The following is a 23790-nucleotide window of genomic DNA, read 5'->3' as shown; positions in this document are numbered from 1 at the left end:
CTGATCTGCCTGTGGCGAAGGTTATTGCGACGGTACCCGGCCCAGGCACCCGGGAATGCCGTCGAGACCAATGGCACCATGGGGGCGGTTACAGTTGCGTTACCACATCCGAGATCCCTTCTGCAGGCCGGCGCGGGTTAATCGGAAGGTCAAAGCTGGGTGTTGAACACGTCCCGCCCGAAGCTCCGCAGCCCAGGGGCTCCTGCATACCCGAGACGGGGGACGGAGAAGATGTCTTCCATGGTGGCGAGAAGGCTGTAGTGGTTGTACATGGTTCCGGTTGTCGTGCCTGGACTGCTGAATGGAGAAATCACAAGCGCGCCGATGAGTCCTCCCGCTGTTCCTCCAGGCAGGCCGGAGGGGCCGGTCGCATTACCGTCCGCCTCGTCGAAGGTGATGACCAGCATGCCGTCCTGGCGGTAGGCCGGGGAGTTGAGGATGGCGGGGACTTGTTCCTTGAGCCAGGCGTCGGCGCTCACAAGCCCGCCGGGTTCCCCGTCAACGCAGGGGCTGTCGTGGCCGTCGTGGCAGAGATTGGGGCTGATGTACGCCAGGTTCGGAGTGGTGGCGGCGGATTGCAAGTCCTTCGCGAGGTTGGAGTAGTCCACCACGTTGTTTTGGCAGCCTGGGGAGGACGTGATGCTGGTGAAATAGACGAAAGGATTGTGGCGGGTGGCGTACTCGTCGTTGATCTTGGCGTTCTGGGAATCGTCCTTTGCGCCGGGGTTCGGGTGCCGGCACGCCGTGCCCATGTCTTCCATGTATCCCTTCCAGGTTTTCCCGGCGTCGCTCAGTTGCCCGGCGAGAGTCGGGACCGAGGCGGGGTAGACGCAGCCCGATCCGAGCAGCTGGCCCGGGTCCGCCGTTCCGGTCTGGATAAACGGGGCGTAGGTCGTGCAATCATTGCGCGTCATCGGGTTGGACGCCTGTCCGGAGATCTGGGCCAGGTAGTTGGGGTTTGAATGATGGGCGATACCGTAGTACTGGGTCAGGAGCACGCCTTGACTACGCAGGGTTTGGGAGAGGTACGGGGCTCCCGAATTCGGTCCCCAGGTCTTGTTGTAGCTCTCGTTTTCCAAATTGATCACGAAGACGTGCCCGATCTTTTTCCCGGCTGCGGCCGTCGGCAGGGGGCTGTTGGTGGGGGAGGGGGCCGAGCTCGGAGACGGGGAATAACGGGCGATGGTGCTGCCCGGATCGGCAGACGGCGTTTCGCCGCCAGACGGACCTTGGCAGGCCGTGCTGACCACCAAGAGCGCGGCTGCCAGGACGGCGCGCCCGGTCCATCGACGGCAGAGTTGCGGACAGCCGTTGCCCGGGACAGATTCGCCGGACTTCATTCTGAGTTTCATGTGATGCTGCTTCCTCCAAATTCCTGCCGATCCCGGGCGAATGCCATGCCTTGCATGGCGGCAGTTCTGTGCCGAAGGGTCACGCCTCTTTTTGGCGGTAGCAGGTATCGCGGTTGCGTTCCGGTCCGGAAACCTTTGCACACTAATTTCAACGGGGCCATGGTTCCTGGCTTCGGGTTCCCTGAGAATCTGCGGCCGGGGCGGTTGACACAGATGCTCCGGGCACGGATGACGGAGCGGGCCGGGCCTTGTTTCGGCGTGTGTTTGCCGCCACACTGACTCCCATGCACAAGGAGGAACGGCGAAACGGCAGGCGTTTCAAGACGGTCCGGCGTGCGGGCATGGCGATCGGGCTCGTCGCTTCCCTGGCACTGGCCGTCTCCGGCTGTGTCCTCGACGCGCCGACCGGAACTTCGAGGGCGGGTGCAGCGGTGCCGTCCCAAGCCGGCGGACAAATGCCCGCGGGGGACCTGCCCGGGTGGCACCAGGTGTTCAGCGAAGATTTCAGCGAAGGTGACGTGGCGCTCGGGAGTTTCCCCGGGCCGGCGTACAGCGCGAAGTGGAGCGTCAACTACGCCGACGGGACACCGGACACCGCAGGTCAGCAAAGCGGTGGCAGATCGGGGTACTACCCATCGAAGGTGCTCAGCGTAAAGAACGGGATGCTCGACATGTACCTGCACACCGAGAAGGGTGTCTCGATGGGGGCAGCACCTGCGCCGAAGCTGGATCCGGCTAACGGGAGTCCGTACGACAGCCTGCTGTACGGGCGGTATTCGGTCCGGTTCAGGTCCGAGGCGCTCCCGGGGTTCAAGACCGCGTGGCTGCTGTGGCCTGATAGCGGCGTGTGGCCGCGTGACGGAGAGATCGACTACCCCGAAGGTGATCTGGCCAAGTCTTTCTACGGTGCCGTCCATCAGGCCCGGCCGGACAAGAACGTTTTCCATGAAAACCAATCTGGTGCGCGCTTCACGGCCTGGCATACCGCGACAACCGAATGGACGCCTGGACGTGTTGAGTTCTTCCTCGATGGTGTCTCGATAGGTGTCAATACTGTCGGCATCCCCGACAAACCAATGCATTACATCCTCCAGACCGAATCATGCCTGACCGGCTGCCCCGCGCCGGCAACGGCCGGGCATCTTCAGGTGGCCTGGGTGGCAATCTGGGCCAAGGCGTAGGTGGATTGCACGGCGCTTGGTTACGACGCCGCTTCCTTTCGCCGGGACCGCCGGTCCACTGCAGCAAGGAGGCCCAGAGTGAACATGGCCAGGAGGGCCACAGCCGCCGATGGATGCCAGAAGCCGGTGTAAAGCATCGCCGTCGAGAGCAGGATAGCCGCGGCCAGGCTGACGCTCACCGCGATGGCCACGGCCAACGGGAGCACCTCGAACCCGGTTCCCTTTCGGATTCGAGGGGGTTTCAGGAACAGCATGAGGGCCGTTCCAGGGCCGGCGAGAAGGAACGGTCCTACGACGGCAGCACGCAGCTCCGCAGGGCCGGTGAAGGACAGAGGAATCGAAGCCAGTGCCGCAACGGCGACGACGGCGGCGATCGTCGAAACTCTCTTGCGCTTAGATGCCATTCGGTGCTCCCTGCAGATGGTAGATCGCTCCGCCGTTATTGCGGTACTCAACTGACCAGCCCCCTTGGAGGGCGCACCGGTCGATGAAATGTTGCAAGCCTTCGCTCGGCCCCGTGTTGATGACGTCAGCGGCGGTGATCTGGCTCGCAGTGACTATCAAGTAGGCGCCGGCGGATGGGACGAGCTGGGTTATCGATGCGCAGCCCGGCTCAGGCTCGCCAGGGCGGGCCGGCTCCGCTTGGAGGACAGTCTCGTACCGGTATCCGGCGTAGTGTTCATACCGCCAGGCCGTGTCGTGAACTGCTTCGATGAGGACCGAGCCGTGCGGCGCGGTGGCGTAAAGCTGGTTGGCCACGGCGATCTCATCCGGCGTGAAGTTCTCGATCGCGTCGTTGCCGTACCGGGTGGCAACTGTGCCTGTGGCGATGATCGATCCGAGCAGCAAGAGCGCGGCCAGCTGGCGCAACCCAGGTGGGCTGGGGCCACGTGGAAGCAACGGAAGCAACGGAAGCACGACGAGGCTGGCGGCGAACGGAAGGCTGAAAAGGTATATCCGGAGCAGCAGTTCGCCGCCATATGACTGGAGCGGGAACATGACGAACGGCGCAATGGTCCCCAATGCAGCCGCTAGCCACGGCGTCCGCAGGCGCCGTCCGCGGAGGCTGCCCAGTCCCGCGAGGATCCAAATCACGGCTCCTTCCGCGAGCCTGGAATAGACAACGAACTGGTGGGCTGGGTTACCGCCCACTCTGTTGAGCAACGAGGCGGAGGCCGCGGCGTTGATGTTGCCGATGGATCCGAAGAGAGTGTGCAGGTGGCCGATGAGGAAAGGAGTCGCGGCCAGGACCAGCCAGCAGACCGGAAACAGCAACGCAAGGACCGGAAGGAAGCGCAACCGGGATTTTCCGCCCAGGGCGAGCATCACCAGGATAGGAATAGCGGCGAAGGGAGTGAGTTGATGGGCGACCGTCATCCCGGCCAAGAGCACCACGCACACTGCGGCCAATATGACCAACGCCAAGCGCGGTAGCTCGATTGGCATCGGCGCCGATTTCCCGGGTTCGAGGCGATGCGCAAGATTCCTGAGCCGAGTGGCGAGTTTGCCCGACGGCTTCCACGGCCATCCGGGAAAAACCGTCAGGACACAGGCGATCAGGGTCAGCAGCAGCAGCAACGCGCAGGCCTGTGGGGAGAGGTAGTCCTGCCCCACCCAGCTGGCCAGATAGAACATCCATACGCCTGCCCATGCCTGCCTTGGGTTGGAGCTAAGGCGCAGTGTCAGCGCCAGCAGGGCGGGCATGAGCAAGACGTTGACGCCGACCGGCGCCCATGTGGCAAGCCATGTCAGATCGTGGATTCCCGTGGCATTCGAAAGCATTGCCAGCAGTCCAAAGAACCCCGGCCAGTTGAAATATGCGTCGAGCTTGCGGTCCAGGCCTCCGGTCTGCGTGATGTAGTCGGTGATGCCCAGATGGCGGTAGCTGGCTTCCAAACGGGGCAAACCGTGAATGATCGGATCGGCCCCGTGCAGAATGACGATCAAGACCAGAAGCTGCACGACGAGCAACCACGGGCGGAGAACCTTCAGACCGAGGGAACCGACGAAGCCGGCCAGGTTCAGGCCCAAGGCAAAAAAATAGCTGGCAGGCAGGACCTGGATCAGGCCGGCGCCCCCAATGTCTTGCGCGTTGACTGTTTTGAGCGCCCACACGCCCAGGATCAGGGCGGTCACCGCCGTGGCCGCGAGGGCACCCGGAACCCGCGGGTCGCCACGGTCTGCCCGATGCTGGGGTGGCCGGGAATGCTTGGCGTCAGTGACGACGAGGGGAAGTTGGGTACCGACGTCGGATCGGTGCAAGCGGGAGGCGGAGACACGCCACGGGGCTTGTACGGCCATTACGGTGCCGATACTCCGTGCGCGGCTGACCCGGCGGTGCGCTCGACATTGCGTCTGACCCGGGCGGGGCCATGTCCCTGTGAGAAACGGAGCAGGCGGCCGCCAGCCACCACGGCTGCGCCCAGCTGGGCAACCAGCCACAGCACGGAAACACCGGTGAGCCCAAAGAGTTGGGCGACCGTAGCAGCTGGCGCCACCGCGAGGGCGCACGCCGCAACCGCGACCATCGTGGATTCGGCCAAGCGTCCGGTGGCACGGCACACACCGTAATAGACCTGTGTGACGCATGTGAGCATCAGTGCCGGGACCAGGAAAGGCAACAACACCCATGCCGACGCGTAGCCGGACCCCAACAGCGGCAGCACCAGGGAGCTGGCCGCCAGCAACAGCACACCGGCGAGCCCTGTGAGGAAGAGGCTCATCTGCAAGGCCCTCCGGATCAAGCCAGGGCGTGAAGAAACGTGAGGTTCGGACGTGTCCGCCGCGATGGCTGTCTGAAGTGAGTAGCCCGCTGATTGGGGAACGAAAAAGATCGCTGAAGCCAGCATCCAGACGACGTACCAGGCTGCCGCAGCCGACGTACTGAGGGCCGCTGCCACGACGAGCGGAAGGACGTAGCCGGGCGCACGGTCGGCAATCATGAGTGCGTGCTGGCGCAGGCCGGGACTCCAGACTTTGATGACATCGCGCCAATTCGCCTGCGTCCACTCCGGAGCCCTATCGGTGCGCCTGAGCTGGTGCAGGCCGAGGAGCACGCTGGCCAAACCGCCCATGGCCACGGCAAGGACCACGGCGGCCGGATCCCGATAGCCAGCAAACAGGCAAGTGGCGAGGGCGGCGAGCTGGAAGACGGCCTGCACGAGGCTGCGCGTCAGTGCACGGTCCGCCCGCGCTTGAGCCACGGCGATGTGATCGAGCTGGTACGCGACCGCTGCAAGGAGTGTTGCGGCAAAAAAGGCGCCGCTCATGACCGGGCTGGTCCAGGCAGTGCCGATTCCGGTTGGCTGGAACGAGGTCACGACGAGCAAACCGGCGGCCACGATGAGGGAGGAAAAGCTCACGGCTGTGACACTTGCCGGTATAAGGGTCCGGCCGCCGTCCGCCTGGGCGGGCAACACGGAGAGGGTCGCGGGGCCGACGCCGAGCATTCCCAGCTGCACCGTCAGCAAGGTCGCGGAGACTACAGCCGAGGCCAGCCCCAGGCGATCGGCAGGAATCGCGAGGGCGGCAAGGGCCCAGAAAAGCAGACCTGCGGCCATCGGTGCAATTCGGGCCGCCGCGAGCCACATGGCGTTCCCACCGAGGGAAAGTCCCTGCCTGGGAAGCCGCAGCAAGGTCCTGCCAAAAGACCCGTAGTTGTAGAGGAGGAAGCCAACCCAGTAGGGCAAGTACCGCGGAGCGGTGGCCAAGGCGAGAAGGACGCCACGCGCCGTCGCAAGGAGGGGCAAGAAGAGCAACCAGCCGGCGCGGCGGGGGTGCTTGTGCATCGTGCGTGCCAAACCGGCCCCGTCCTGGAGCCATTGGTCGCGAGCGTATTCGAAGCTGTCAGCGAACCGGTGCCTGACGAAGGTCGTGGGCGAGACGCCGAGGCGGTATCCGCCGTCCTCGAGCCGGATCCGGAGCTCGATGTCCTCGCCCGACCGGAAGCTTTCATCGAAGCCTGCGTCGAGGAGCACACTGCGGCGCATGAGGGTGGCGCTGACGCCGAACCATGAGCGGACCCTGCTGTGGTTATGGTGCCAGGCAAGGGCGGCTCCCCAGTAGCCGGCGCCGTCGGGCTCGCTCACGAGTCCAAACTGCAGTCCATCGAAGCCGCCTGCGTGGAACTCTTTCACCAGGTTCCCCAGAACGCCTGGAGGCATGACGACGTCGGCGTCGATAAGCGCGACAAGGTCGGCGCGCGCGGCTCGGGCACCGAGCATTCGCGCCCACGGCAATCCACGCCCCCGGTCCGAGATGACGCGCGCCCCGTAGGAGCGGGCTATCTGCACGGTGGAGTCATGCGAACATCCGTCTATGACGATCACTTCGCGGGGGTTCTGGTCAAAGACAGACTCCAGGCATTCGCCGAGCCAGTTCGCGGCGTTGCGCGCCGGGATCACGACAGACACGTCCAGGACGCTGCCGGCGTCCGCGTTGCTGCTCACGACCCGCCGTCCACCATGGACGTGACGGTGCCCGCGACATAGTCCGAGGTCCGGTCGGCTGACCACGCCACGGGAATGCGCAGCACAAAGCACGGGACGTCGCCCAACGCGCGGGTAATGACGGATGTTTTTGCGGCGAAGTGCTCGCCCAATGAGACGAGACCCGTGGCCCCCAGGGCCTCGATGAGTCGCCGCGATACCAATGGCAATTCCGAATGAAAGTTGCCCACAATGCGCGCCGCCATCCAGTCTTCTGTCCGGGGCTCCAACCGGGCCTCCGTTCCCTCGAAGCGTTCGAGGAAGACGGCGATCCTTGCATGGGCCTGGGGAACGATTTTCCCCGGGCCGAATACTTCTGCCGGATGGACCATTCTGTGCTCGGGAGACCACCGCCGGGTGAACGCTGCCGTGCGTGGATAGCGGACGATGACCGGGTGTACCGCGGTGGCCACACTGCTGATCGTCGAAGTCAGCCAGCCCGGTGCGAGCGGCTTGCGGACTCCTTGGAACAGGTCCGGATAGATTGGCCTGTGGTGGGGCTTGATGAACATTGGTTTTGCGTATGACAGGAGCGTCCCCTCCGCCGTGATGAATCCCCAGTCATCGGCCATGAAGCCGACTCCTGGCATGGCCAGGAGTTTGGCGACCGTACTTGTTTTCCCGACTCCGCCCCATGCGGGCATCAGGATGCCCGCTCCCCGATAGTTCACCATCGCGGCGTGGACCATCGCGGTGCCCTGCCTGATGCACAGGTGGTCCAAAAGCGGCACTACGGCGGTCAGCAGTTCGCCCGCACCTTCGATCATGAAGCCGCTTTCCGTGCGGGTGACCCGAACCCGGTCCTCGGGGAGGAACAAGGAGTCGTCTGTATACCGGTAGGCGTCTTCTGCATGGGATTGCCCGGAAACGGGCGTGAGGGCGCCGCTGATGTCCAACTGAAGGTTCGACGTCGAGGGGCCCAGGAAGGGGGCAAGCATGTCGCGTAGCTGCGCCTCACCCGGCGTCCCCTGAGCGACCCTGATTCCGACGCGCCCGTGGACGTCAAAGACAACTGCCGGCGACGCGGCAATCTGCTGGTTAATCACGGGGCCTACCTCCACTGGTGTCGCGAATGAGCCGGTACAAAACGGAGCTGGATACCCGCATCTGGGGCGATGACGCCTCCCACAGGCTCTGCAGGTAGCCAACCGCGGTGACAGCCAGAACTGCTACGATCACCCCGGCCCGGGCCAGTCCTCCCACGTCGCCGTCGTGCGTGCAGGCGCGTATTCCGGCCAGAACGGCGCGGGGCAGTACCCGGCGGACATATCGGCGTTCGGGTCCAAGGGTTTCGCTCCGGCCGAGAAGCCGGGTCACTTGAGCCTTCGAAACACCCTCTGACCAGGCCCGGGCCAGCATGTAGCGCAGGGTGCCGCGCGTAGCCGGCACATGGTGGCGAACCACAGCTGCCGGTTCGTAAACTACTCGGGTTCCGGGCGAACCCATGGATGCCCGCAGACACAATTCGGTCTCTTCGCATCCGAGCGGACGATTGCCTTGCCGGCCGAGTGAAGCATTGAAGCCGCCGACCCGCTCAAAGACATCGCGGCGGAAGGACATGTTCGCGCCGATCACGTTGCGCACCTGAGCCGCGACCCTCGGCAAGCCCTTATAGGTGCAGCCGACAATCCAATCGAGTTCTTCAGGAAAGTGCGTCGGCCGATCTGACTCCCACACCGGTTCAACCCGGCCCCCGACAGCCAAAACATCCGGATCGTCATAGAGCAGGACGAGCCGGGCCAGCCAGTCCGGGGCGGCCTCGGCGTCATCGTCGAGGAAGGCCACAATGTCGCCGGTTGCCGCCTTGACCCCGGTGTTGCGGGCGCCGGAAAGGCCTTGGGGGCCCGAGTTCTCCACCACTTCGACTCCCAGTAGGGCACCCGTCAGCCGGTGGTACAGCCCCAGTCGCCGGTAGAGATCGTCGTTGTGGTCAACGACGACCACGCACTGTTCCGGCCGGAACGTTTGCGCCTGAACCGACGCGATTCCGCGGAGCAGCAAATCCCACCGGGCTTCGGTAAAGCAACAGATCACCACGCTGACACTGGGCCAGCCCGTCCCGCCGGTCACTGGCCGTCCCCCAGCATCGCCAGGACCGTACTCGGGTCCGTAGGAACGTGGGGAAACCTCATGTCCGGATAGCGGTACTTCACGCGCCGAAGGGCCTCCGGCCGTACCCCAGCCGTGGGTGCATCCCATCCGACGCACTCGCGGGTCAGCGTGCGGAGGACACGCCACCCGTCGCGGAAGGTCTGCAGATGTGAATTACCTGAAATGCGTGACAGCTCGTGGCTTGGCACCTCAGCGATCCGAAGCCCCGCCCGTGCCGCCCTCGACACCAACTCGGTCTCGATTTCGAAACCATCCGACTTGAGTTCGAGAACTTCCAAGCACTCCCTGCGGAAAGCGATATACCCATAGCAAAGATCCGAGAAGTTGCAGTGCAGGGCCTTGTTCGCCAGCCCTGTGAGTGCACGGTTGCCTAGATTGCGCAAACGCGTCAAGTCATCGGAACCGCCGCCGGTGACATAACGGGAGCCCTTGACGAAATCGTGGTCGTGCTGCAGCGGGGAAACGAACCAGCCGATCTCCCTGGGATCCATGCTGCCGTCCGCATCGAGCATGACGATGATGTCCCCGGTGGCTGCGGCGAACCCTGCCCGCATGGCAGCGCCCTTGCCGGCATGCAGCTCGTTCACCACGACAACGTCGAAGCGAAGGGCGCGTGCCACATCCACGGTGAGGTCTTCGGATCGACCGTCCACGATGATGACTTCGTCAACGTACGACGGCATCCGCCTAAGCACCCACGGCAGATTCAACGCCTCATTCAGGGTAGGGATCACCACGCTGATCGAAGCCGTCGGGCGCGAAGTCCCTGGGGCCGAAGCAGCAGGGGTCCGGCTACTCGCAGGCTCCAACTGTCCAATGGACATCGTTCTCGCCCCCTTCCGCTGTCCGCACCAACGCGGAACACCAGCCAGGACGAATGCTGCGCCCTCTTTCGGATGGTCGCCGGGAAAGTGGGCCTGGATGACTCATGACCGCACCTCGATTTCGCTCGCCGTTACATGCGCCAGGTCAGGTGCACGTTGGCTTGAGCATGGGACCGGACCCGTTACAGCACCGTTACTAGGAAGCGTGTCTCTGCTGTGGACCCGGCTGTTGACGGGCTTCAGTGCCGGCGGGGCAAGAATCGATTACGAGTAAGTAGGGCATTCGTTAGGCTTCCTTGATTCAAGTAGTGGCCACTCGTGACCGGGCTCCTGAACGCTGGCTAGTGTCTAACGACGTAGCGTTTTTGCCTAACAGGTATCCAATGTTCGATCGGGGGTACGAGCCTTGATATCAACACCAGAGCCCCAGTGGTCTCTGACCTTGCTCAATGGATGGGCGCTGACCCGGGCAGGCCACCGGCAGAAAGTTGCGCATCGGCAACAACGCCTGATCACGGCCCTCGCCCTCCTTGGTGAGCGCCCGCGCACGTTCCTCTCGGGCCTGCTCTGGCCTGACTCCTCTGATGCCCAGGCGGCGGTTGGACTCAGGGTGAGTATCTGGCACATCAACCACGAGCTCCCGGGCCTGCTCGATGCCGATGGCACCACGGACGTCTCAGTGGCGCTCAGTGGACACGTGAGAGTCGACATCCTTGAGCTTGAACGCGAACTTCACACACTGGCGCCTGAGAGGCGCGACTCGTATCCGAGCTGGGAACGGCTACGAACGGCGGAGCTCCTTCCCGGATGGTACGAGGACTGGATCCTGGTCGAACAGGACCGCTTCCAGGCTTTACGGACAGCGGCCCTGGACTCGATCGCGACCTATCACCTCAGCCAGGGGAATACCGAGGAGACCAAAGCTGCAACCACACTGGCCATCGCACTGGAACCCTTCAGGGAATCCTCCTACCGGTTGCTGATACAGGCACACCTTGCCAACGGCGACCTCGTCTCCGCCCTTCGCACCTACAAGAGTTTCTCCACTAATCTGAGGCAGGAATTCGGCGTCGGCCCCTCCCCGTCGCTCGCGAAGCTTATCCATGGTGCTGTCGGAGCCAGCGGCCGTCAAATGGCCTTCGGCGGCTCACCGCTCACTTGATTGCTCCAGAAGCCGCACCGCGTCGTCGTCAGTCAGTTGTTCGAAGTGCTCGTAGAACGCGCCCACGGCGTGGAACTTGCCCGGCGTGTGGAGGCTCATCATGAAATCGCACACCCGGCTGATGGACGCTTGGGCTTCGAGGGAGGACACGGGCACGGCGGCCACGACGGTCGCTGCCCCGGCTGCACGGGCGGCCTCGACCGCGGCACGCATCGTTGCGCCCGTCGCGAGTCCGTCGTCCACAAGGACCACTGTCTTTCCCGAGAGGTCGAAGTCGATTCCGGGGTACGCCTTCACGCGCCGCAGGAGTTCTCCCCGCTCGCGTGCTTCCACCGCGTCAAGCGAAGCCTGGGTGATTCCGTGCCGCAACATGCGTTCCACGAGGGGCCGGTTGAGTATGCGCACGATCCTGCCGTTGGACCAGGCGAGCGCGCCGAACGCTGTTTCTGCACGCCCCGGAATGCCGAGTTTACGTACCAGGACGGCGCCGTATGGCTGGTAGAGCTCGACGGCGGCAGCGGCTGCCACGGGGACGCCACCGCGGGCGAGCCCCAGCAAGATGGTGTCCGGCCGGTGCCGGAGCTGGGGAAGCCCCGCTGCCACGCGGCGTCCGGCGTCCGCACGGTCCTTGAAACGCATGCCCATTCGTCCCACTTTCCCGTCATCCAGCGCTGAATCAAGCCTATCTTCCATGGGGATCGGCATCGACGAGTACGTCATGGCCCTCAGCGTGCTGGAACGCATGACGCTCAATGCGGAGCGGCTGGTCCGCTAAAGCGGTAGCCGCTGCCTAGACCCCGAGGAACGCCACCGCGGCGTCTTTGAACATCCGGCTGGTCACTGCGTTGCTGTGGTTACGCCCGGGGACGAGCAGTTGTTCAACCATGCCGCCCGCGTGGGCGGCGATCGAAGCGAGCTCCGGCATGGTGGCGGAGCGCTCGTCCTGATCGCCGGCAACCAGGAGCATCGGCATATGGGGCACTGCCTCGGCTGGATCGAACGGTTCGCCTTTGATGGCCTCGATGAGTGACAAGAGGGCAAAGAGATCGTTGCTCGGCAAGAGCTGTGCCATCTTCAGCAACCCTGCTGTGGATTCGTCCTCAATGGGGGTGCCGTCCGCGAGGTAGCGCTGGGCTGCCGCGAGATCGAAGGACGCCAAGGGGTCTTCCTTGTTCGGACCGCCCAACACCAGCCGGTGCACGAGTTCGGGCTGGGTTGCCCCGAATTCCCAGGCGAGCCGGGAACCCAGGGAATAGCCGATGACGTCGAGCCCGCTGGCAGGGTCACCGGAACGCAAAGGGCGCGCACCGGCGTCGGCGACTACCTGGAGCAGGTCCGCGCGGATCCGGCTCGGCGAGTACGAGTCAAGGTCCTCCGGCGAACCGCTCTTGCCATGTCCTGGAAGGTCCACCGTGATGACACGCCGGCCAGCGGACTTGAGGGTGGAGATCCAGCCGGTGTCGCCCCAGTTGAGTTTAGTTGACGAGGAGAAACCGTGCAGCAGAAGGACGGGGCGTAGCCCCGCGTCGGTGCCTTCGGCAGGCTCATGGACTTCCACGAACAGATGCGGATCCGTTCCTTCAACAGTGTGGATGTGCTCTTCCGTGTGCCTGCCGCTCATGGTGTCAGTCCTCATCAAGTACAGCGCTCAGGCGGACCCGGCGCTTCGGTGCGTCATCCTTGGGAACGGTGCCCACGATGCCGGCAGTATTGTCCGGCACTTCGAACACCACCAGCGGCTCACCGACGTTGATGGTCTCGCCCGGCGCGCCGTGGATACGGATCACTTTACCCGCCTGCGGGCTCGGCAACTCGAGGGCCGATTTGCTCGTCTCCAGCTCCACGAGCGGCTGGTTCCGTTCCACTTGGTCGCCGGGGGAGACGAGCCACTCCAGCACGGTCGCTTCGATCAAGCCTTCGCCAAGATCGGGCAGGGGGAAGCTGATTTCAGCCACGTCGATACTCCAGTACTCGTTGGATCCCCAGGAGGATGCGGTCAATGTTCGGAATGTATTCGTCCTCGAGGTCACCGGACGGATAAGGCACGTCAAACCCGGTGACCCGCTCGACGGGCGCCTTCAGGGTGTCGAAGCAGTTCTGGGTGATGAGTTGGGCCACTTCGGCCCCCAGCCCGGAGGTCAACGGGGCCTCATGCACGACGACGGCGCGCCGCGTCTTACCGACGGAAGTCGCCAGTGCCTCGGCGTCGATCGGCTTGAGCCAGCGCAGATCGAGGACCTCGACGTCGATCCCGTCCTCGGCCGCGAGTTCGGCAACCTGGAGGCATCGGGCCACCATTGCGCCCCAGGCCACCAGCGTCAGGTGGCGGCCCGGCCGGACAATGCGGGCGCCCGTGAGTGTGCCGCCGTCGGCTGTGTCGACGTCGCCCTTTTGCCAGTACCGGGACTTCGGTTCCATGAAAATCACCGGGTCCGGTCGCGTAGCCGCGTACTTGAGCAGGTGGTAGGCGTCGTGGGGGTCCGACGGGGAGACAACCTTGAGCCCTGGAACGTGCGCGAAGAGTGCCTCCAGGCTTTCGCCGTGGTGTTCGGGGGCGCGGATGCCGCCGAAGCTCGGGACCCGCAGGGTGATCGGCATGGGGAGCTTGCCGCGGCTGCGGTAGTTCATCCGTGCGATCTGGCACACGATCTGGTTGATGGCCGGGTACGCGAAGCCATCGAACTGCACTTCCGGGATGGGGTGGAAGCCAGCCATGGCGAGTCCCACGGACATACCCAGGATGCCTGATTCTGCGAGCGGCGTGTCAAAGACCCGGGTTTCCCCGTGCTTGGCCTGGAGTCCGTCCGTGATCCGGAAGACCCCGCCCAATTGTCCGCAGTCCTCGCCGAAGACCACCGTCTTCGGGTCGGCGGCGAGGACTTCGTCCAAGGCCCGGTTGAGTGCCTGTTGCATGGAAAGCTTCACGGATTGTTCGTTGCGTGCCGCGGCTTCGAGGGTGGCGGTGGTGCTCTCAGACATGTTCGGACTCCTCGCGCCAACGGGTGGCCTGGTTTTCAAGGGCGGGGGTGGTTTCCTGGAAAACGAAATCGAACATCTCGTTGCCGGGCCGGGGGCCGAGGGCTTCGATTCCCGTGCGGATGGCTTCCTCTTCTGCCCGCGCTGCCTGGTTGGCGGCGGTGAAGAATGCCTCGTCGGCTGCGCCTTCGGCCAGCAAACGCTTACGGAGCCGTTCGAGGGGGTCCTCGCCGGCGTCGATGCGCTCGTCGTCGAGGCTTCGGTACCGGCCGGGATCGTCGGCAGTGGAGTGCGGGCCGCGGCGGTATGTCATGGCTTCGACTACCACCGGACCGTTACCTGCGCGGCAGTGGGCGAACGCGTTGCGGGTGGCCTCATGGACGGCAATAACATCGTTGCCGTCTACCTGGATACCGGGGATTCCGTAGCCGGCGGCTCGCGCCGCCACCGAGCCTCCGGCCACCTGCCGTTCGGTGGGCACCGAAATCGCCCAGCCGTTGTTTTGGATGAAGAAGACAACGGGTGCTTTCATCACGGCGGCAAAGTTCATCGCTTCATGGACGTCGCCTTGGGAAGAAGCGCCGTCCCCGAAGTAGGCGAGGGCAACGCCGTCGTTTCCTTCAAGTGTCTGGCCGTGGGCCCATCCGACGGCATGAAGCACCGATCCTGCAACCACTGCCTGGATGGGCGCGAGGCGGCTTGCGAGGGGATCGTACATGCCCCCGTGCCACGTGGCCTTGTGGGTGGACATGTAAGCCACCATGTCCACGCCCATGGTCCTGGCCACGCCCATCTCGCGGTAGGTCGGAAAGGCGAAGTCGCGTGCAGTGTCGAGGGCGTAGGCGCTGCCGACCTGGGCGGCTTCCTGGCCGAGTTCCGGCGCGTAGCCGGGGATGATCCCCTGACGCTGCCAGGCGACGGCTGCCGTATCCAGATACCGGACGGCAGCCATCAGGGAATAGAGCTCCCTGAGCTGTCCGGGGGCCAGGGGCGCGGCGTCGGCTGCGGCCACGGCGGGAAGAAGTGAGTCCATGGACGTGACCGTAGTCACTGTTTGGATCGTAGGCAATCCGCCTAATGAAGGCTAGGCAATCTGCCATGAACTGTTAGCTTTCCCGGGGGAACACCTGGCAGTTTGTGCATCTTTCTCAGGCGTTTCGTGCGGACTTGACCTTGGCGCCGATCCTGCAGGCGACGGCGATGCACGCGATCAACAGGAAGGTGCCGATGAGCTGGCCCGCGCTCTCGGCGTTCGAGAAGCCCACCACGAAGATCAGGGCAAGCAGCACAAGGCCGAATACCGTGAGGAACGGGAATCCCTTCATGCGCAGCGGCAGTTCGGTTCCTTCGAGGTCGGCGCGGCGACGCAGGATGAACTGGGACACGAGTGCCGTTCCCCAGACCACGAGGCAGGTTGAGCCTACGAGGTTGAGCAAGGCGGGAAGGACGTGGTCCGGGAAGAGCAGCTCCAGGATGGTGGCGACGAAGCCGAAAGCAACGGAAACCCCGACGGCGGCCATGGGCACCCGGGCGCCGCGCAGCCGCGACAGGAAAGCAGGTGCTTCGCCGCGCTCAGACAGGGAGAAGACCATGCGCGAGGCGCCATAGAGGTTCGCATTGAGCGCGGAAAGCAGCGCTACGACTGCCACGAGGGTGATGGCTGTGCCGGCTCCGGGGATGCCTGCGAGGTCCAGCACGCCGGAGAACGGCGACTTCAGGCCTTCGGAGTCCGAGGGCAGCACCGCTGCAATGACGAGGACCGAACCGATGTAGAAAACCAGGATGCGCCACACCACCGTGCGGATGGCTTTGCCGACGCTGTGTGCGGGGTTCTGCGTTTCCGCCGCGGCCACGCTCACGATTTCGGTGCCGCCGAAGGCGAAAATCACCACGAAGAGCGCCGCCGCAATTCCAGACCAGCCGGACGGTGCAAAGTTGCCCGTGAGGTTTCCGAGCCCGGGGGAAGTTACGCCGGGCAGCCAGCCGAACAGCAAGGCTGCGCCGATGACGAGGAAGGCCACGATGGCTGCGACCTTCAGGATGGCGAACCAGAATTCGAACTCACCGAAGTTCCGGACCCCGGCGAGGTTTATCGCGGTAAAGGCCACCATGAAAACCAACGCCAGCGCCCACACGGGAATGACCGGCCAGACGGAGTACAGCAAACCCGCTGCGCCCAATGCCTCCGCGGCAATGACAACCACCAGTTGCAGCCACCACAGCCAGCCGACCGTGGATCCGGCCGTCTTGCCCATGGCTTTTTCCGCGTAGACAGAGAAAGCGCCGCTGTTGGGGTTGGCGGCCGCCATCTCGCCCAGTGCCCACATTACGAGGATGATCAGGGTGCCGGCTACGAGGTAGGAGATGAGCACTGCCGGGCCTGCCGCGTGGATTCCGGCGCCGGAGCCAAGGAAGAGTCCCGCGCCGATGGCGCTGCCAAGGCCCATCATGGTGAGCTGGCGCGGCTTCATGGCGTGGCCAAGGCCCGGCGAAGGAATGGCGGGTCGAACAGCGGTGGACTTCGTTGTCATTCGTGTTTGCCTTCTTGTGGATGATTTGTCAGCTGGTCCTCGTGGGACTTATCGAATTTACCGCTTCGTGAAGGAAAGTGGCGAAAAACACTTGTGAGAGGATGGTTACAAACTGGTCCGACATCTGGGTATCGAGTGCCGATTTGTATAGGCCATGGACAGAAGTGGGAAAAACTGATGGTCATTGACGAGTTGGATGCCAAGATTGTCCGATTTTTCACCGACTCTCCGCGTGCATCTGTTCTGGAGGCGTCGCGGGTCTTGAAGGTCGCCCGCGCCACGGTCCAGTCCCGGCTGGACCGGATGTCCGAGCGTGGAGTGGTGGCCCCTTGGGTTCCACAGCCCGATCCCGCGGGCTTCGGCTATCCTGTGGTCGCCTTCTGCTCGCTGACCATCAACCAGGACCTGGGGCACGACGCGGTGGTCGAAGCACTCGCCGCAATTCCCGAGCTCATTGAGGTCCACACGGTTTCCGGCAGTTCCGACCTCATGGTGCGGGTAGTGGGTAAGTCGAACTCGGACCTGCAGCGAGTGCTGGACAAGCTCATCGGAACGAAGACCGTGCTCCGTTCATCCTCGGTGATTGTGCTGAATACCCATTTCCAAGGCCGCACCTTGCCGCTCCTGGAAGCTGCCGCCAAGGAGAACGCGGGCTGAAACATTTGGACTCTGTGTGCGGACAGTCGTACCATTAGTTCTAGTCAAGTTGACTATAACTAATTTTCCAGTCCCTACGGCCCAGTCCCTATGGCAAAGAAGCGGGGTGATTACCGTGTACGCCACCTCCGCGAATGTCGCAGAGCGCAGGCTCGCGCCGCCGTCGTTGGCCATATCCACGGTGATCTTCGCCCTCCGTCCCAGTGAAAGCTCCGGCCGCCCCACGCTGTGGTTGCCCCTCGTGCGCCGCATCCGCGAACCATTCAAGGGCCTGTGGGCACTGCCCGGGGGGCCGCTGCAGCACGACGAATCCCTCCAGGACGCCGCGTCCAGGAACCTGCGCGAGACCACCGGGCTGGCGCCCCAGTACCTCGAGCAGCTCTATGCCTTCGGCGGCCTGCACCGCTCACCTGCCCAGCGGGTTGTGTCGATTGTGTACTGGGCCCTTGTCAAGCCCACGGAAGCCGCCCTGGCCGACGAGTCCGAGAACGTCCGTTGGTTCCGGGCAGACCGGCTCGCCGAATTGGCCTTCGACCACAACGCGATCGTGGACTACGCCTTGTGGCGGCTGCGCAACAAGATGGCCTACGGATCCATCGCCTATCACTTGCTGGGAGAATTCTTCACCCTGGCACAGGTCCGGGAAGTCTATGAGGCTGTCCTGGACCGCCAGCTGGATCCGGCGAACTTCCGCCGGCAAATCAAGGGAACACCGGAAATCGAGGAAACCGGCGAATACCTCCAGGGCGGGAAGCACCGCCCGCCCCGCCTCTACCGCTTCACCGGCACGCCCGGACTCGGGCCAGACAACAGGAGTACACCATGAGCAGCGTCAACACAGCTATCCAGCTGATCACGCGGGAAGAAGCCGAGAGTGGCCGTTCCGCGGCAGGCTCGACGTGCAGCCCCGCTCTGGCTGAGGGTCCGTGGGAGTACGACCTCGCCGAAGCCCTCGCCGGCATTCCGGCATACGGTCCCGGCGCTTCGAGCTCCGACGACGCTCCGAAGACCACGCCCCGCCAGGGACAGTTGCCCGAAGAGTACAAGTTGGCCAGCGACGCCGAGCTCGACGCACGGATCCGCGCCGCCAAGGAGACCCTGGGGGACCGGGCCGTCATCCTGGGCCACTTCTACCAGCGCGACGAAGTTGTCCAGTACGCGGATTTCGTGGGTGACTCCTTCCAGCTCGCCAACGCCGCCCTGACCAGGCCCGACGCCGAGGCCATCATTTTCTGCGGCGTGCACTTCATGGCCGAGACTGCCGACATCCTTTCCAGCGCGGACCAGGCCGTGATCTTGCCGAACCTGGCCGCCGGCTGCTCCATGGCGGACATGGCGGACGAGGACTCGGTGGAGGAATGCTGGGAGCAGCTCGAAGAACTCTTCGGCACCGATCCTGATTCCGAAGGCCGGGCCCCGGTCATTCCGGTTACCTACATGAACTCCTCGGCCGCATTGAAGGCCTTCTGCGGACGCAACGGCGGCATTGTCTGCACGTCCTCCAACGCCAAGACGGTGCTCGAGTGGGCCTTCGAGCGCGGCCAGCGGGTGCTCTTCTTCCCAGACCAGCACCTTGGCCGCAACACCGCCAAGGCCCTTGGCGTGCCGCTCGAGCAGATGCCCATGTGGAACCCGCGCAAGGAACTCGGCGGAAACGACGAACGGACCCTGCTGGATTCCCGCGTCATCCTTTGGCACGGCTTCTGCTCCGTCCACAAACGCTTCAACGTGGGCCAGATCGAGAAGGCGCGCGCCGAATTCCCGGGCGTGAACGTCATTGTGCACCCCGAATGCCCTATGGAGGTTGTTGACGCGGCAGACGGTGCGGGCTCCACCGACTTCATCAAAAAGGCCATCGCCGCCGCAACCGAGCCCACCACCTTCGCGATCGGCACCGAAATCAACATGGTGAACCGCTTGGCAGCGGAGAACCCGCAGCACACCATCTTCTGCCTCGACCCGGTGATCTGCCCGTGCTCCACGATGTACCGCATCCACCCCGGCTACCTTGCCTGGGTGCTTGAGGAACTGGTGGAAGGCCGCGTGGTCAACCGCATCACGGTGGACGAGTCCGTCAAGGACAACGCCAAGATCGCCCTCGAACGCATGCTTGCAGCACGGCCGCTCTAGGCCACAGACCGTACCGACCAGTCGAATTGAGCCTCACATGACTGCAGAACGCATTCCCGGCGCCCCGGCGCGGCGACTCGTCGTCGTCGGAAGTGGCATCGCTGGCCTCTACTCCGCGCTGCTGGCGGCCGAGGCCGGCGCGGACGTCGTTTTGCTCAGCAAGGGAGTGTTGGCTGACAGCAACACATTCTTCGCCCAGGGCGGGATTTCGGCTGTGCTCGAGGAACCCGCCCCCGGTGATACCGTCGCCGCGCACATCGCGGACACCCTCAAGGCCGGTGCGGGCCACTGCGATGAGGCTGCCGTGCGGGTCCTGTGCACCGAAGCGCGCCTCGACATCCTGGGGCTGGAGCGTTTCGGTGTCCGTTTCGACACGGACGACGACGGCGATCCCGCCTTGGGGCTCGAAGCCGCCCACTCCGCGCCGAGGATCCTGCACGCCGGCGGAGATGCCACGGGAGCCGGGGTCGCGAAGGCACTCATCCTAACGGTCCTTGACGCGCAGGACGCCGGGAAGATCCAGGTCTTGGGGCACGCCCAGGCGACTTCGCTGATCCTGTCCGAGGGACGTGTGACGGGCGTTGAATTCCTGCGCAACGGCCGCCTCGAGAGTGTGTTCGGCGATGCCGTGCTGCTCGCCACCGGTGGGGCGGGGCAGCTGTTTGCCCAAACCACCAATCCCTCGGTGGCCACGGCCGACGGACTCGCGCTCGCATGGCGCGCCGGGGCCGAGCTCGCGGACCTGGAGTTTTTCCAGTTCCATCCCACGAGCATGGTCCTGTCCGCGGATGGAAAACCAGCTCCCTTCGGCGCCGATCCGCTCCTCATTTCCGAAGCCGTCCGCGGCGAAGGGGCCATCCTGGTGGACGCTAACGGCGAGCGATTCATGCCAAGCTACCACCCGGACGCCGAACTGGCGCCGCGCGATGTTGTTTCCCGCAGCATCGCGCTGCACCTGGCTTCGCTTGGCGATCCCAACGGCCATGTCTTCCTCGACGCCCGGATCGTGGAGGCGAACAAGGGGGAGGGCTTCCTCGAGAAACGCTTTCCCACGCTCAGTGCCCGGACCCGCGAAGCCGGCCTCGACTGGACCCTCCAGCCCATCCCGGTTGCGCCCGCCGCCCACTATTGGATGGGTGGGGTAGTGACGGACCTCCACGGCCGGACGTCTGTGCCGGGGTTGCTCGCCGCCGGCGAGGTCGCGTGCACCGGCGTGCAGGGCGCTAACCGCTTGGCCAGCAACTCCTTGCTCGAAGGGCTGGTTTTTGGGCGGCGGGCTGTTGAAGCGTTTCTTGGGTCGGTGCCGCCGAACGGTCGCGGGACCGACTCGCAAGTTCCCTCGGCGCCTGCGCTCCGGTCTCACGCCGGCGAACGCCTCGCAAGCTCGGCGGCCGGCTTGGACCTCCACGCAACAACGGCGCTTTCGGGAACCAGCGAGCCGGCTGGGGCACTCACCCCGTGGCAGCCTGAACTTGTCCCTGAGCCCTTCACTCGGGCTGCCCTTCGGCGGCTGATGACTGCCAAGGCGGGGGTGCTGCGGTCCGGGGGCCTGCTCCGGGAGGCGGCCGAGGCACTCGGCGCGTGGGCCGACGTCGTACGCCCTGAAGCGGTTCCTGATTCCGCGGACCCGCGGGTGCACGAGGACGCTAACCTGCTTCTTGCGGCGCGGCTGCTGGTGCGCGCCGCAATGGCGCGACGGGGCTCGCTCGGGGCTCACTACCGGAGCGACGCCGTCGAAACACTACGCGAAGAAACCATTCAGAGATACACGATCCGCCGGAAAGCGAGCCTCGTCAATGACTAGCCTGACCCTCCCCGCAGCACCCGTCCGGGACATTCTGGAGCGGGCGTTCGCGGAGGACGCGCCGAGCGGCGACATCACCTCGCAGCTGCTCATTCCTGCCGAAGCCCGCGCCACCGCTGTGCTCAATGCCCGGGTCCCGGGGGTCTTCAGCGGCGGAACGGTGTTTCGCGACGCGATGCTGCTCATCGATCCGGACACCGAAGTGGAGCTGTTGCTCGCCGATGGTGAAGCGTTCGACGCCGGTACGCACCTGGCGCGGGTCAGCGGCCGGGCCCGCTCGGTGCTGCTCGCCGAACGCGTCGGCCTCAACCTTGCCCAGCGGATGAGTGCCATTGCCACGAAGACGGCGGAGTTCGTCAAGCTGGTCGACGGCACCAAGGCCCGCATCACCGACACGCGGAAAACAACCCCCGGCCTCCGGGTGTTGGAACGCTACGCCGTGCGCTGTGGCGGCGGAGCCAACCACCGCTACAGCTTGTCCGATGCCGTCCTGGCCAAGGACAACCACCTGGCCGTGATGACCGGCGGCGATTCCGCCAAGCTCACCGCACTGCTCAAGGCCGCCAAGGCGCAGCTGGGCCACACTACCCACTTCGAAGTGGAAGTGGACCGCGCCGAGCAGATCGAACCCGTGCTGGCGGCCGGCGTGGACACAATCATGCTGGACAACTTTTCCCTTGAGGAACTCCGTGCCGGCGTGAAGCAGGTGGGCGGCCGTGCCGTCGTCGAGGCGAGCGGCAACGTCAACATCAACACCGTTGCGGACATCGCCGCCGCGGGAGTCGATGTCATCTCCATCGGCGGACTCACGCACAGTGTCAGCGCACTGGACCTGGGCTTGGACGTGACGCTCGATGTGGCACCGGACCCGTCCTTGGCTCTCGGCTGACGCCATGATCTTCCTCGACGCCGCGGCGACGACACCGGTCCGCAGGGAAGTCCTCGAAGCGATGTGGCCGTATCTGACGGGGGAGTTCGGCAATCCCTCAAGCCATCACACTTTGGGGGAAGCGGCTGCAAACGCGTTGACCGAGGCCCGCGCCGCGGTCGCGAAGGTCCTCGGCTGCCGGCCGGGGGAGATCACTTTCACCTCCGGCGGCACCGAAGCAGACAACCTGGCAGTGAAAGGAATTGCCCTCGCGAGACGTGCGGCGGACCCTGGGCTGAATCGCGTTGTCATCAGCGCCATCGAGCACCCCGCCGTCGAAGAATCAGCGCTCTACCTGCGGCGGGTCCACGGGTTCGAGGTGGACGTGGTTCCCGTTGACCGGCATGGTGTCGTGACGGCTGAGGCGCTCCGGGCTGCCCTGACTCCGCAGACGGCCCTTGTCAGCATCATGTATGCGAACAACGAGATCGGGACCGTGCAAGCGGTGCGGCAACTCGCGGAGGTGGCCGCAGAAAACGGGGTGCCGTTCCATACGGACGCCGTCCAGGCCGCGGGCTGGATGCCCATAGGCGTCAAGGAACTGGGAGTCGACGCCCTGAGTATTTCCGGGCACAAACTCGGTGCGCCGAAGGGCAGCGGGGTGCTCTATGCCAAGGGAAGGCTGCGGCTTGAACCGCTGGTCCATGGTGGCGGCCAGGAGCGGGGCAGGCGCTCCGGAACGGAAAACGTGGCGGGTGCCGTTGCGCTGGCCACGGCACTGACGCTGGCCCATGAGGCGCAGTCCGGGCTGGCAGGGCGTGTCTCGGAGTTGCGGGATGCCTTCATCCGCGCTGTCCTTGGGGCTGTGCCCGGTGCGGTGCTGACCGGCCACCCCTCGCAACGGTTGCCCTCCGTTGCGTCGTTCTGTTTTCCCGGCACGAGTGGTGAGTCGGTGTTGCTTGAGCTTGAGCGGCTTGGCGTGGTCTGTTCGAGCGGATCGGCCTGCGCCGCTGGTTCCGATGCTCCCTCGCCGGTCCTGCTGGCCCTGGGAATCGAGACCGAAGTGGCCCAGACTGCTGTCCGCTTCAGCTTCGACTCCACGGTGGCTTCAGCGGAACTCGGGCAAGCCGCGGAAGCCGTGGCTGCCGCCGTCGTGAGCGTGCAGCGGATCGGTCGCCTCTGACTGTCGGCATCCGACCGGCTCGCAGGTGCTCAAACGTGGCGGGCCCTGCGGAAAATCCAGTGCCGCAACATCGTGAACCGCACTGCCGTTGCGAGGAAACCGGACAAAGTGGTGGTCCAGAGGTCCTCGGTCAGGGTGGCATCGGGCCGGAAAGCATGGAGTACGCCCAGGCTCCCGCCCGTGATGACCAAGGCCACCGCGATCACGATCAATCCGTTCAGGTGGTCCCGGGTTCGTTTCCGGCTACCGGTGATTTTGAAGGTCAGCCGCCGGTTCAGCGCCGTGTTCATGAGTGAAGTGATGATCAGTGCTGCGGCGTTGGAAGGTTGGGGTCCCATCCACGGACGGAACAGCGCGTACAGCGCCAGCGAGGTGATGGTACAGATGATTCCGACGCCGGTGAAACGGATGAGCTGCCTGACCACCGGATAACGCAGCACGCCCTTGCGGCGCGTGCTTGTCTTCGGCCGGGAAAGGGGTGTCTGCCGCGTCTCAATTGCCGGCACGGCAGGAGGCTCCATGG

23 protein-coding genes are annotated in these 23790 nt (G+C 64.7%); 9 read left to right on the top strand and 14 right to left on the bottom strand.

Annotated elements, in window-relative coordinates; all coding sequences use genetic code 11:
* Window positions 1-149: 149 nt before the first annotated feature.
* A complete protein-coding gene (locus J2S96_RS15825) occupies window positions 150-1352 on the bottom strand; it encodes an alkaline phosphatase family protein (RefSeq protein ID WP_306865536.1) in 1203 nt (400 codons plus the stop codon).
* A 284-nt stretch (window positions 1353-1636) separates the two neighbouring features.
* Here J2S96_RS15825 and J2S96_RS15820 point away from each other — a divergent pair, with 284 nt between their 5' ends.
* On the top strand, window positions 1637-2533 hold the full coding sequence (locus J2S96_RS15820; RefSeq protein ID WP_306865533.1) for a glycoside hydrolase family 16 protein: 897 nt from the start codon (window positions 1637-1639) through the stop codon (window positions 2531-2533).
* A gap of 20 nt (window positions 2534-2553) precedes the next feature.
* Here the strand turns inward: J2S96_RS15820 and J2S96_RS15815 are convergent, their stop codons facing one another.
* From J2S96_RS15815 to J2S96_RS15790, 6 genes are read right to left on the bottom strand one after another with little or no spacing between them, the layout of a single operon-like run.
* Entirely contained in the window at window positions 2554-2937 is a 384-nt protein-coding gene (locus tag J2S96_RS15815; RefSeq protein WP_306865531.1) for a hypothetical protein, read from the bottom strand.
* A complete protein-coding gene (locus J2S96_RS15810) occupies window positions 2927-4834 on the bottom strand; it encodes a hypothetical protein (protein WP_306865529.1) in 1908 nt (635 codons plus the stop codon). Before J2S96_RS15810 ends, J2S96_RS15815 begins: the two co-directional genes overlap by 11 nt.
* Complete coding sequence (locus J2S96_RS15805; RefSeq protein ID WP_306865527.1) at window positions 4834-6981, bottom strand: glycosyltransferase; 2148 nt, start codon at window positions 6979-6981, stop codon at window positions 4834-4836. The genes J2S96_RS15810 and J2S96_RS15805 overlap by 1 nt, the downstream gene beginning before the upstream one ends.
* On the bottom strand, window positions 6978-8066 hold the full coding sequence (locus J2S96_RS15800) for a hypothetical protein (RefSeq protein ID WP_306865525.1): 1089 nt from the start codon (window positions 8064-8066) through the stop codon (window positions 6978-6980). The genes J2S96_RS15805 and J2S96_RS15800 overlap by 4 nt, the downstream gene beginning before the upstream one ends.
* Window positions 8059-9090: a glycosyltransferase family 2 protein gene (locus J2S96_RS15795; protein ID WP_306865523.1), complete on the bottom strand. Its 1032-nt coding sequence runs from the start codon at window positions 9088-9090 to the stop codon at window positions 8059-8061. Before J2S96_RS15795 ends, J2S96_RS15800 begins: the two co-directional genes overlap by 8 nt.
* A complete protein-coding gene (locus tag J2S96_RS15790) occupies window positions 9087-9956 on the bottom strand; it encodes a glycosyltransferase family 2 protein (protein ID WP_306865521.1) in 870 nt (289 codons plus the stop codon). Before J2S96_RS15790 ends, J2S96_RS15795 begins: the two co-directional genes overlap by 4 nt.
* Before the next feature lie 406 nt (window positions 9957-10362).
* On the opposite strand from J2S96_RS15790, the gene J2S96_RS15785 reads away from it, so the two are divergent.
* Window positions 10363-11118, top strand: coding sequence for an AfsR/SARP family transcriptional regulator (locus tag J2S96_RS15785; RefSeq protein WP_306865519.1), 756 nt, complete (start codon window positions 10363-10365; stop codon window positions 11116-11118).
* On the opposite strand, the gene J2S96_RS15780 is transcribed toward J2S96_RS15785, so the two are convergent.
* Window positions 11104-11763: a phosphoribosyltransferase gene (locus J2S96_RS15780; RefSeq protein ID WP_306865517.1), complete on the bottom strand. Its 660-nt coding sequence runs from the start codon at window positions 11761-11763 to the stop codon at window positions 11104-11106. The two genes, J2S96_RS15785 and J2S96_RS15780, sit on opposite strands and share 15 nt — an antisense overlap.
* Here J2S96_RS15780 and J2S96_RS15775 point away from each other — a divergent pair.
* On the top strand, window positions 11756-11893 hold the full coding sequence (locus tag J2S96_RS15775; RefSeq protein WP_306865515.1) for a hypothetical protein: 138 nt from the start codon (window positions 11756-11758) through the stop codon (window positions 11891-11893). The two genes, J2S96_RS15780 and J2S96_RS15775, sit on opposite strands and share 8 nt — an antisense overlap.
* Window positions 11894-11908: 15 nt before the next feature.
* On the opposite strand, the gene J2S96_RS15770 is transcribed toward J2S96_RS15775, so the two are convergent.
* The 5 genes from J2S96_RS15770 to J2S96_RS15750 all read right to left on the bottom strand — a co-directional run bounded on the left by J2S96_RS15770 (window position 11909) and on the right by J2S96_RS15750 (window position 16625).
* The gene (locus tag J2S96_RS15770; RefSeq protein WP_306865513.1) at window positions 11909-12739 is read right to left on the bottom strand and encodes an alpha/beta fold hydrolase; all 831 of its coding nucleotides are present in this window, start codon (window positions 12737-12739) and stop codon (window positions 11909-11911) included.
* Between the two features lie 4 nt (window positions 12740-12743).
* On the bottom strand, window positions 12744-13073 hold the full coding sequence (locus J2S96_RS15765) for a biotin/lipoyl-containing protein (RefSeq protein WP_306865511.1): 330 nt from the start codon (window positions 13071-13073) through the stop codon (window positions 12744-12746).
* Complete coding sequence (locus tag J2S96_RS15760) at window positions 13066-14097, bottom strand: alpha-ketoacid dehydrogenase subunit beta (protein WP_306865509.1); 1032 nt, start codon at window positions 14095-14097, stop codon at window positions 13066-13068. Before J2S96_RS15760 ends, J2S96_RS15765 begins: the two co-directional genes overlap by 8 nt.
* Complete coding sequence (locus J2S96_RS15755; RefSeq protein WP_306865508.1) at window positions 14090-15127, bottom strand: thiamine pyrophosphate-dependent enzyme; 1038 nt, start codon at window positions 15125-15127, stop codon at window positions 14090-14092. The genes J2S96_RS15760 and J2S96_RS15755 overlap by 8 nt, the downstream gene beginning before the upstream one ends.
* A gap of 115 nt (window positions 15128-15242) precedes the next feature.
* On the bottom strand, window positions 15243-16625 hold the full coding sequence (locus J2S96_RS15750) for an amino acid permease (protein ID WP_306865506.1): 1383 nt from the start codon (window positions 16623-16625) through the stop codon (window positions 15243-15245).
* Between the two features lie 177 nt (window positions 16626-16802).
* On the opposite strand from J2S96_RS15750, the gene J2S96_RS15745 reads away from it, so the two are divergent.
* The 6 genes from J2S96_RS15745 (at window position 16803) to J2S96_RS15720 (ending at window position 23267) form a co-directional block, all read left to right on the top strand.
* Entirely contained in the window at window positions 16803-17282 is a 480-nt protein-coding gene (locus J2S96_RS15745; protein WP_306865504.1) for an Lrp/AsnC family transcriptional regulator, read from the top strand.
* A gap of 115 nt (window positions 17283-17397) precedes the next feature.
* The gene (locus J2S96_RS15740; protein ID WP_306865553.1) at window positions 17398-18108 is read left to right on the top strand and encodes an NUDIX hydrolase; all 711 of its coding nucleotides are present in this window, start codon (window positions 17398-17400) and stop codon (window positions 18106-18108) included.
* Window positions 18105-19412 carry a quinolinate synthase NadA gene (gene nadA / locus J2S96_RS15735; protein WP_306865502.1) on the top strand — a complete coding sequence of 436 codons (1308 nt, stop codon included), beginning with the start codon at window positions 18105-18107 and terminating at the stop codon, window positions 19410-19412. The genes J2S96_RS15740 and nadA overlap by 4 nt, the downstream gene beginning before the upstream one ends.
* A 37-nt stretch (window positions 19413-19449) precedes the next feature.
* On the top strand, window positions 19450-21216 hold the full coding sequence (gene nadB / locus J2S96_RS15730; RefSeq protein WP_306865500.1) for an L-aspartate oxidase: 1767 nt from the start codon (window positions 19450-19452) through the stop codon (window positions 21214-21216).
* Window positions 21209-22105: a carboxylating nicotinate-nucleotide diphosphorylase gene (gene nadC / locus J2S96_RS15725; RefSeq protein WP_306865498.1), complete on the top strand. Its 897-nt coding sequence runs from the start codon at window positions 21209-21211 to the stop codon at window positions 22103-22105. The genes nadB and nadC overlap by 8 nt, the downstream gene beginning before the upstream one ends.
* Window positions 22106-22109: 4 nt before the next feature.
* Window positions 22110-23267, top strand: coding sequence for a cysteine desulfurase family protein (locus J2S96_RS15720; RefSeq protein ID WP_306865495.1), 1158 nt, complete (start codon window positions 22110-22112; stop codon window positions 23265-23267).
* Between the two features lie 29 nt (window positions 23268-23296).
* Here J2S96_RS15720 and J2S96_RS15715 read toward each other — a convergent pair whose 3' ends face one another.
* On the bottom strand, window positions 23297-23788 hold the full coding sequence (locus J2S96_RS15715; RefSeq protein WP_306865493.1) for a GtrA family protein: 492 nt from the start codon (window positions 23786-23788) through the stop codon (window positions 23297-23299).
* Between the last annotated feature and the right edge of the window lie 2 nt (window positions 23789-23790).

The organism is Arthrobacter bambusae, from assembly GCF_030812595.1.
Lineage (GTDB): Bacteria > Actinomycetota > Actinomycetes > Actinomycetales > Micrococcaceae > Arthrobacter > Arthrobacter bambusae_B.
This window is presented reverse-complemented; position numbering and strand designations above follow the sequence as displayed.

What these genes read in the sequence shown, in the direction of transcription:
- J2S96_RS15825 (WP_306865536.1), bottom strand. Translation starts at nt 1,352, where the DNA reads ATGAAACTCAGAATGAAGTCCGGCGAATCTGTCCCGGGCAACGGCTGT.
- J2S96_RS15715 (WP_306865493.1), bottom strand. Translation starts at nt 23,788, where the DNA reads ATGGAGCCTCCTGCCGTGCCGGCAATTGAGACGCGGCAGACACCCCTT.
- J2S96_RS15745 (WP_306865504.1), top strand. Translation starts at nt 16,803, where the DNA reads ATGGTCATTGACGAGTTGGATGCCAAGATTGTCCGATTTTTCACCGAC.
- J2S96_RS15815 (WP_306865531.1), bottom strand. Translation starts at nt 2,937, where the DNA reads ATGGCATCTAAGCGCAAGAGAGTTTCGACGATCGCCGCCGTCGTCGCC.
- J2S96_RS15720 (WP_306865495.1), top strand. Translation starts at nt 22,110, where the DNA reads ATGATCTTCCTCGACGCCGCGGCGACGACACCGGTCCGCAGGGAAGTC.
- J2S96_RS15755 (WP_306865508.1), bottom strand. Translation starts at nt 15,127, where the DNA reads ATGGACTCACTTCTTCCCGCCGTGGCCGCAGCCGACGCCGCGCCCCTG.
- nadC (WP_306865498.1), top strand. Translation starts at nt 21,209, where the DNA reads ATGACTAGCCTGACCCTCCCCGCAGCACCCGTCCGGGACATTCTGGAG.
- J2S96_RS15790 (WP_306865521.1), bottom strand. Translation starts at nt 9,956, where the DNA reads ATGTCCATTGGACAGTTGGAGCCTGCGAGTAGCCGGACCCCTGCTGCT.
- J2S96_RS15820 (WP_306865533.1), top strand. Translation starts at nt 1,637, where the DNA reads ATGCACAAGGAGGAACGGCGAAACGGCAGGCGTTTCAAGACGGTCCGG.
- J2S96_RS15775 (WP_306865515.1), top strand. Translation starts at nt 11,756, where the DNA reads ATGCCCATTCGTCCCACTTTCCCGTCATCCAGCGCTGAATCAAGCCTA.
- J2S96_RS15810 (WP_306865529.1), bottom strand. Translation starts at nt 4,834, where the DNA reads ATGGCCGTACAAGCCCCGTGGCGTGTCTCCGCCTCCCGCTTGCACCGA.
- nadB (WP_306865500.1), top strand. Translation starts at nt 19,450, where the DNA reads ATGACTGCAGAACGCATTCCCGGCGCCCCGGCGCGGCGACTCGTCGTC.
- J2S96_RS15770 (WP_306865513.1), bottom strand. Translation starts at nt 12,739, where the DNA reads ATGAGCGGCAGGCACACGGAAGAGCACATCCACACTGTTGAAGGAACG.
- J2S96_RS15760 (WP_306865509.1), bottom strand. Translation starts at nt 14,097, where the DNA reads ATGTCTGAGAGCACCACCGCCACCCTCGAAGCCGCGGCACGCAACGAA.
- J2S96_RS15780 (WP_306865517.1), bottom strand. Translation starts at nt 11,763, where the DNA reads ATGGGCATGCGTTTCAAGGACCGTGCGGACGCCGGACGCCGCGTGGCA.
- J2S96_RS15750 (WP_306865506.1), bottom strand. Translation starts at nt 16,625, where the DNA reads ATGACAACGAAGTCCACCGCTGTTCGACCCGCCATTCCTTCGCCGGGC.
- nadA (WP_306865502.1), top strand. Translation starts at nt 18,105, where the DNA reads ATGAGCAGCGTCAACACAGCTATCCAGCTGATCACGCGGGAAGAAGCC.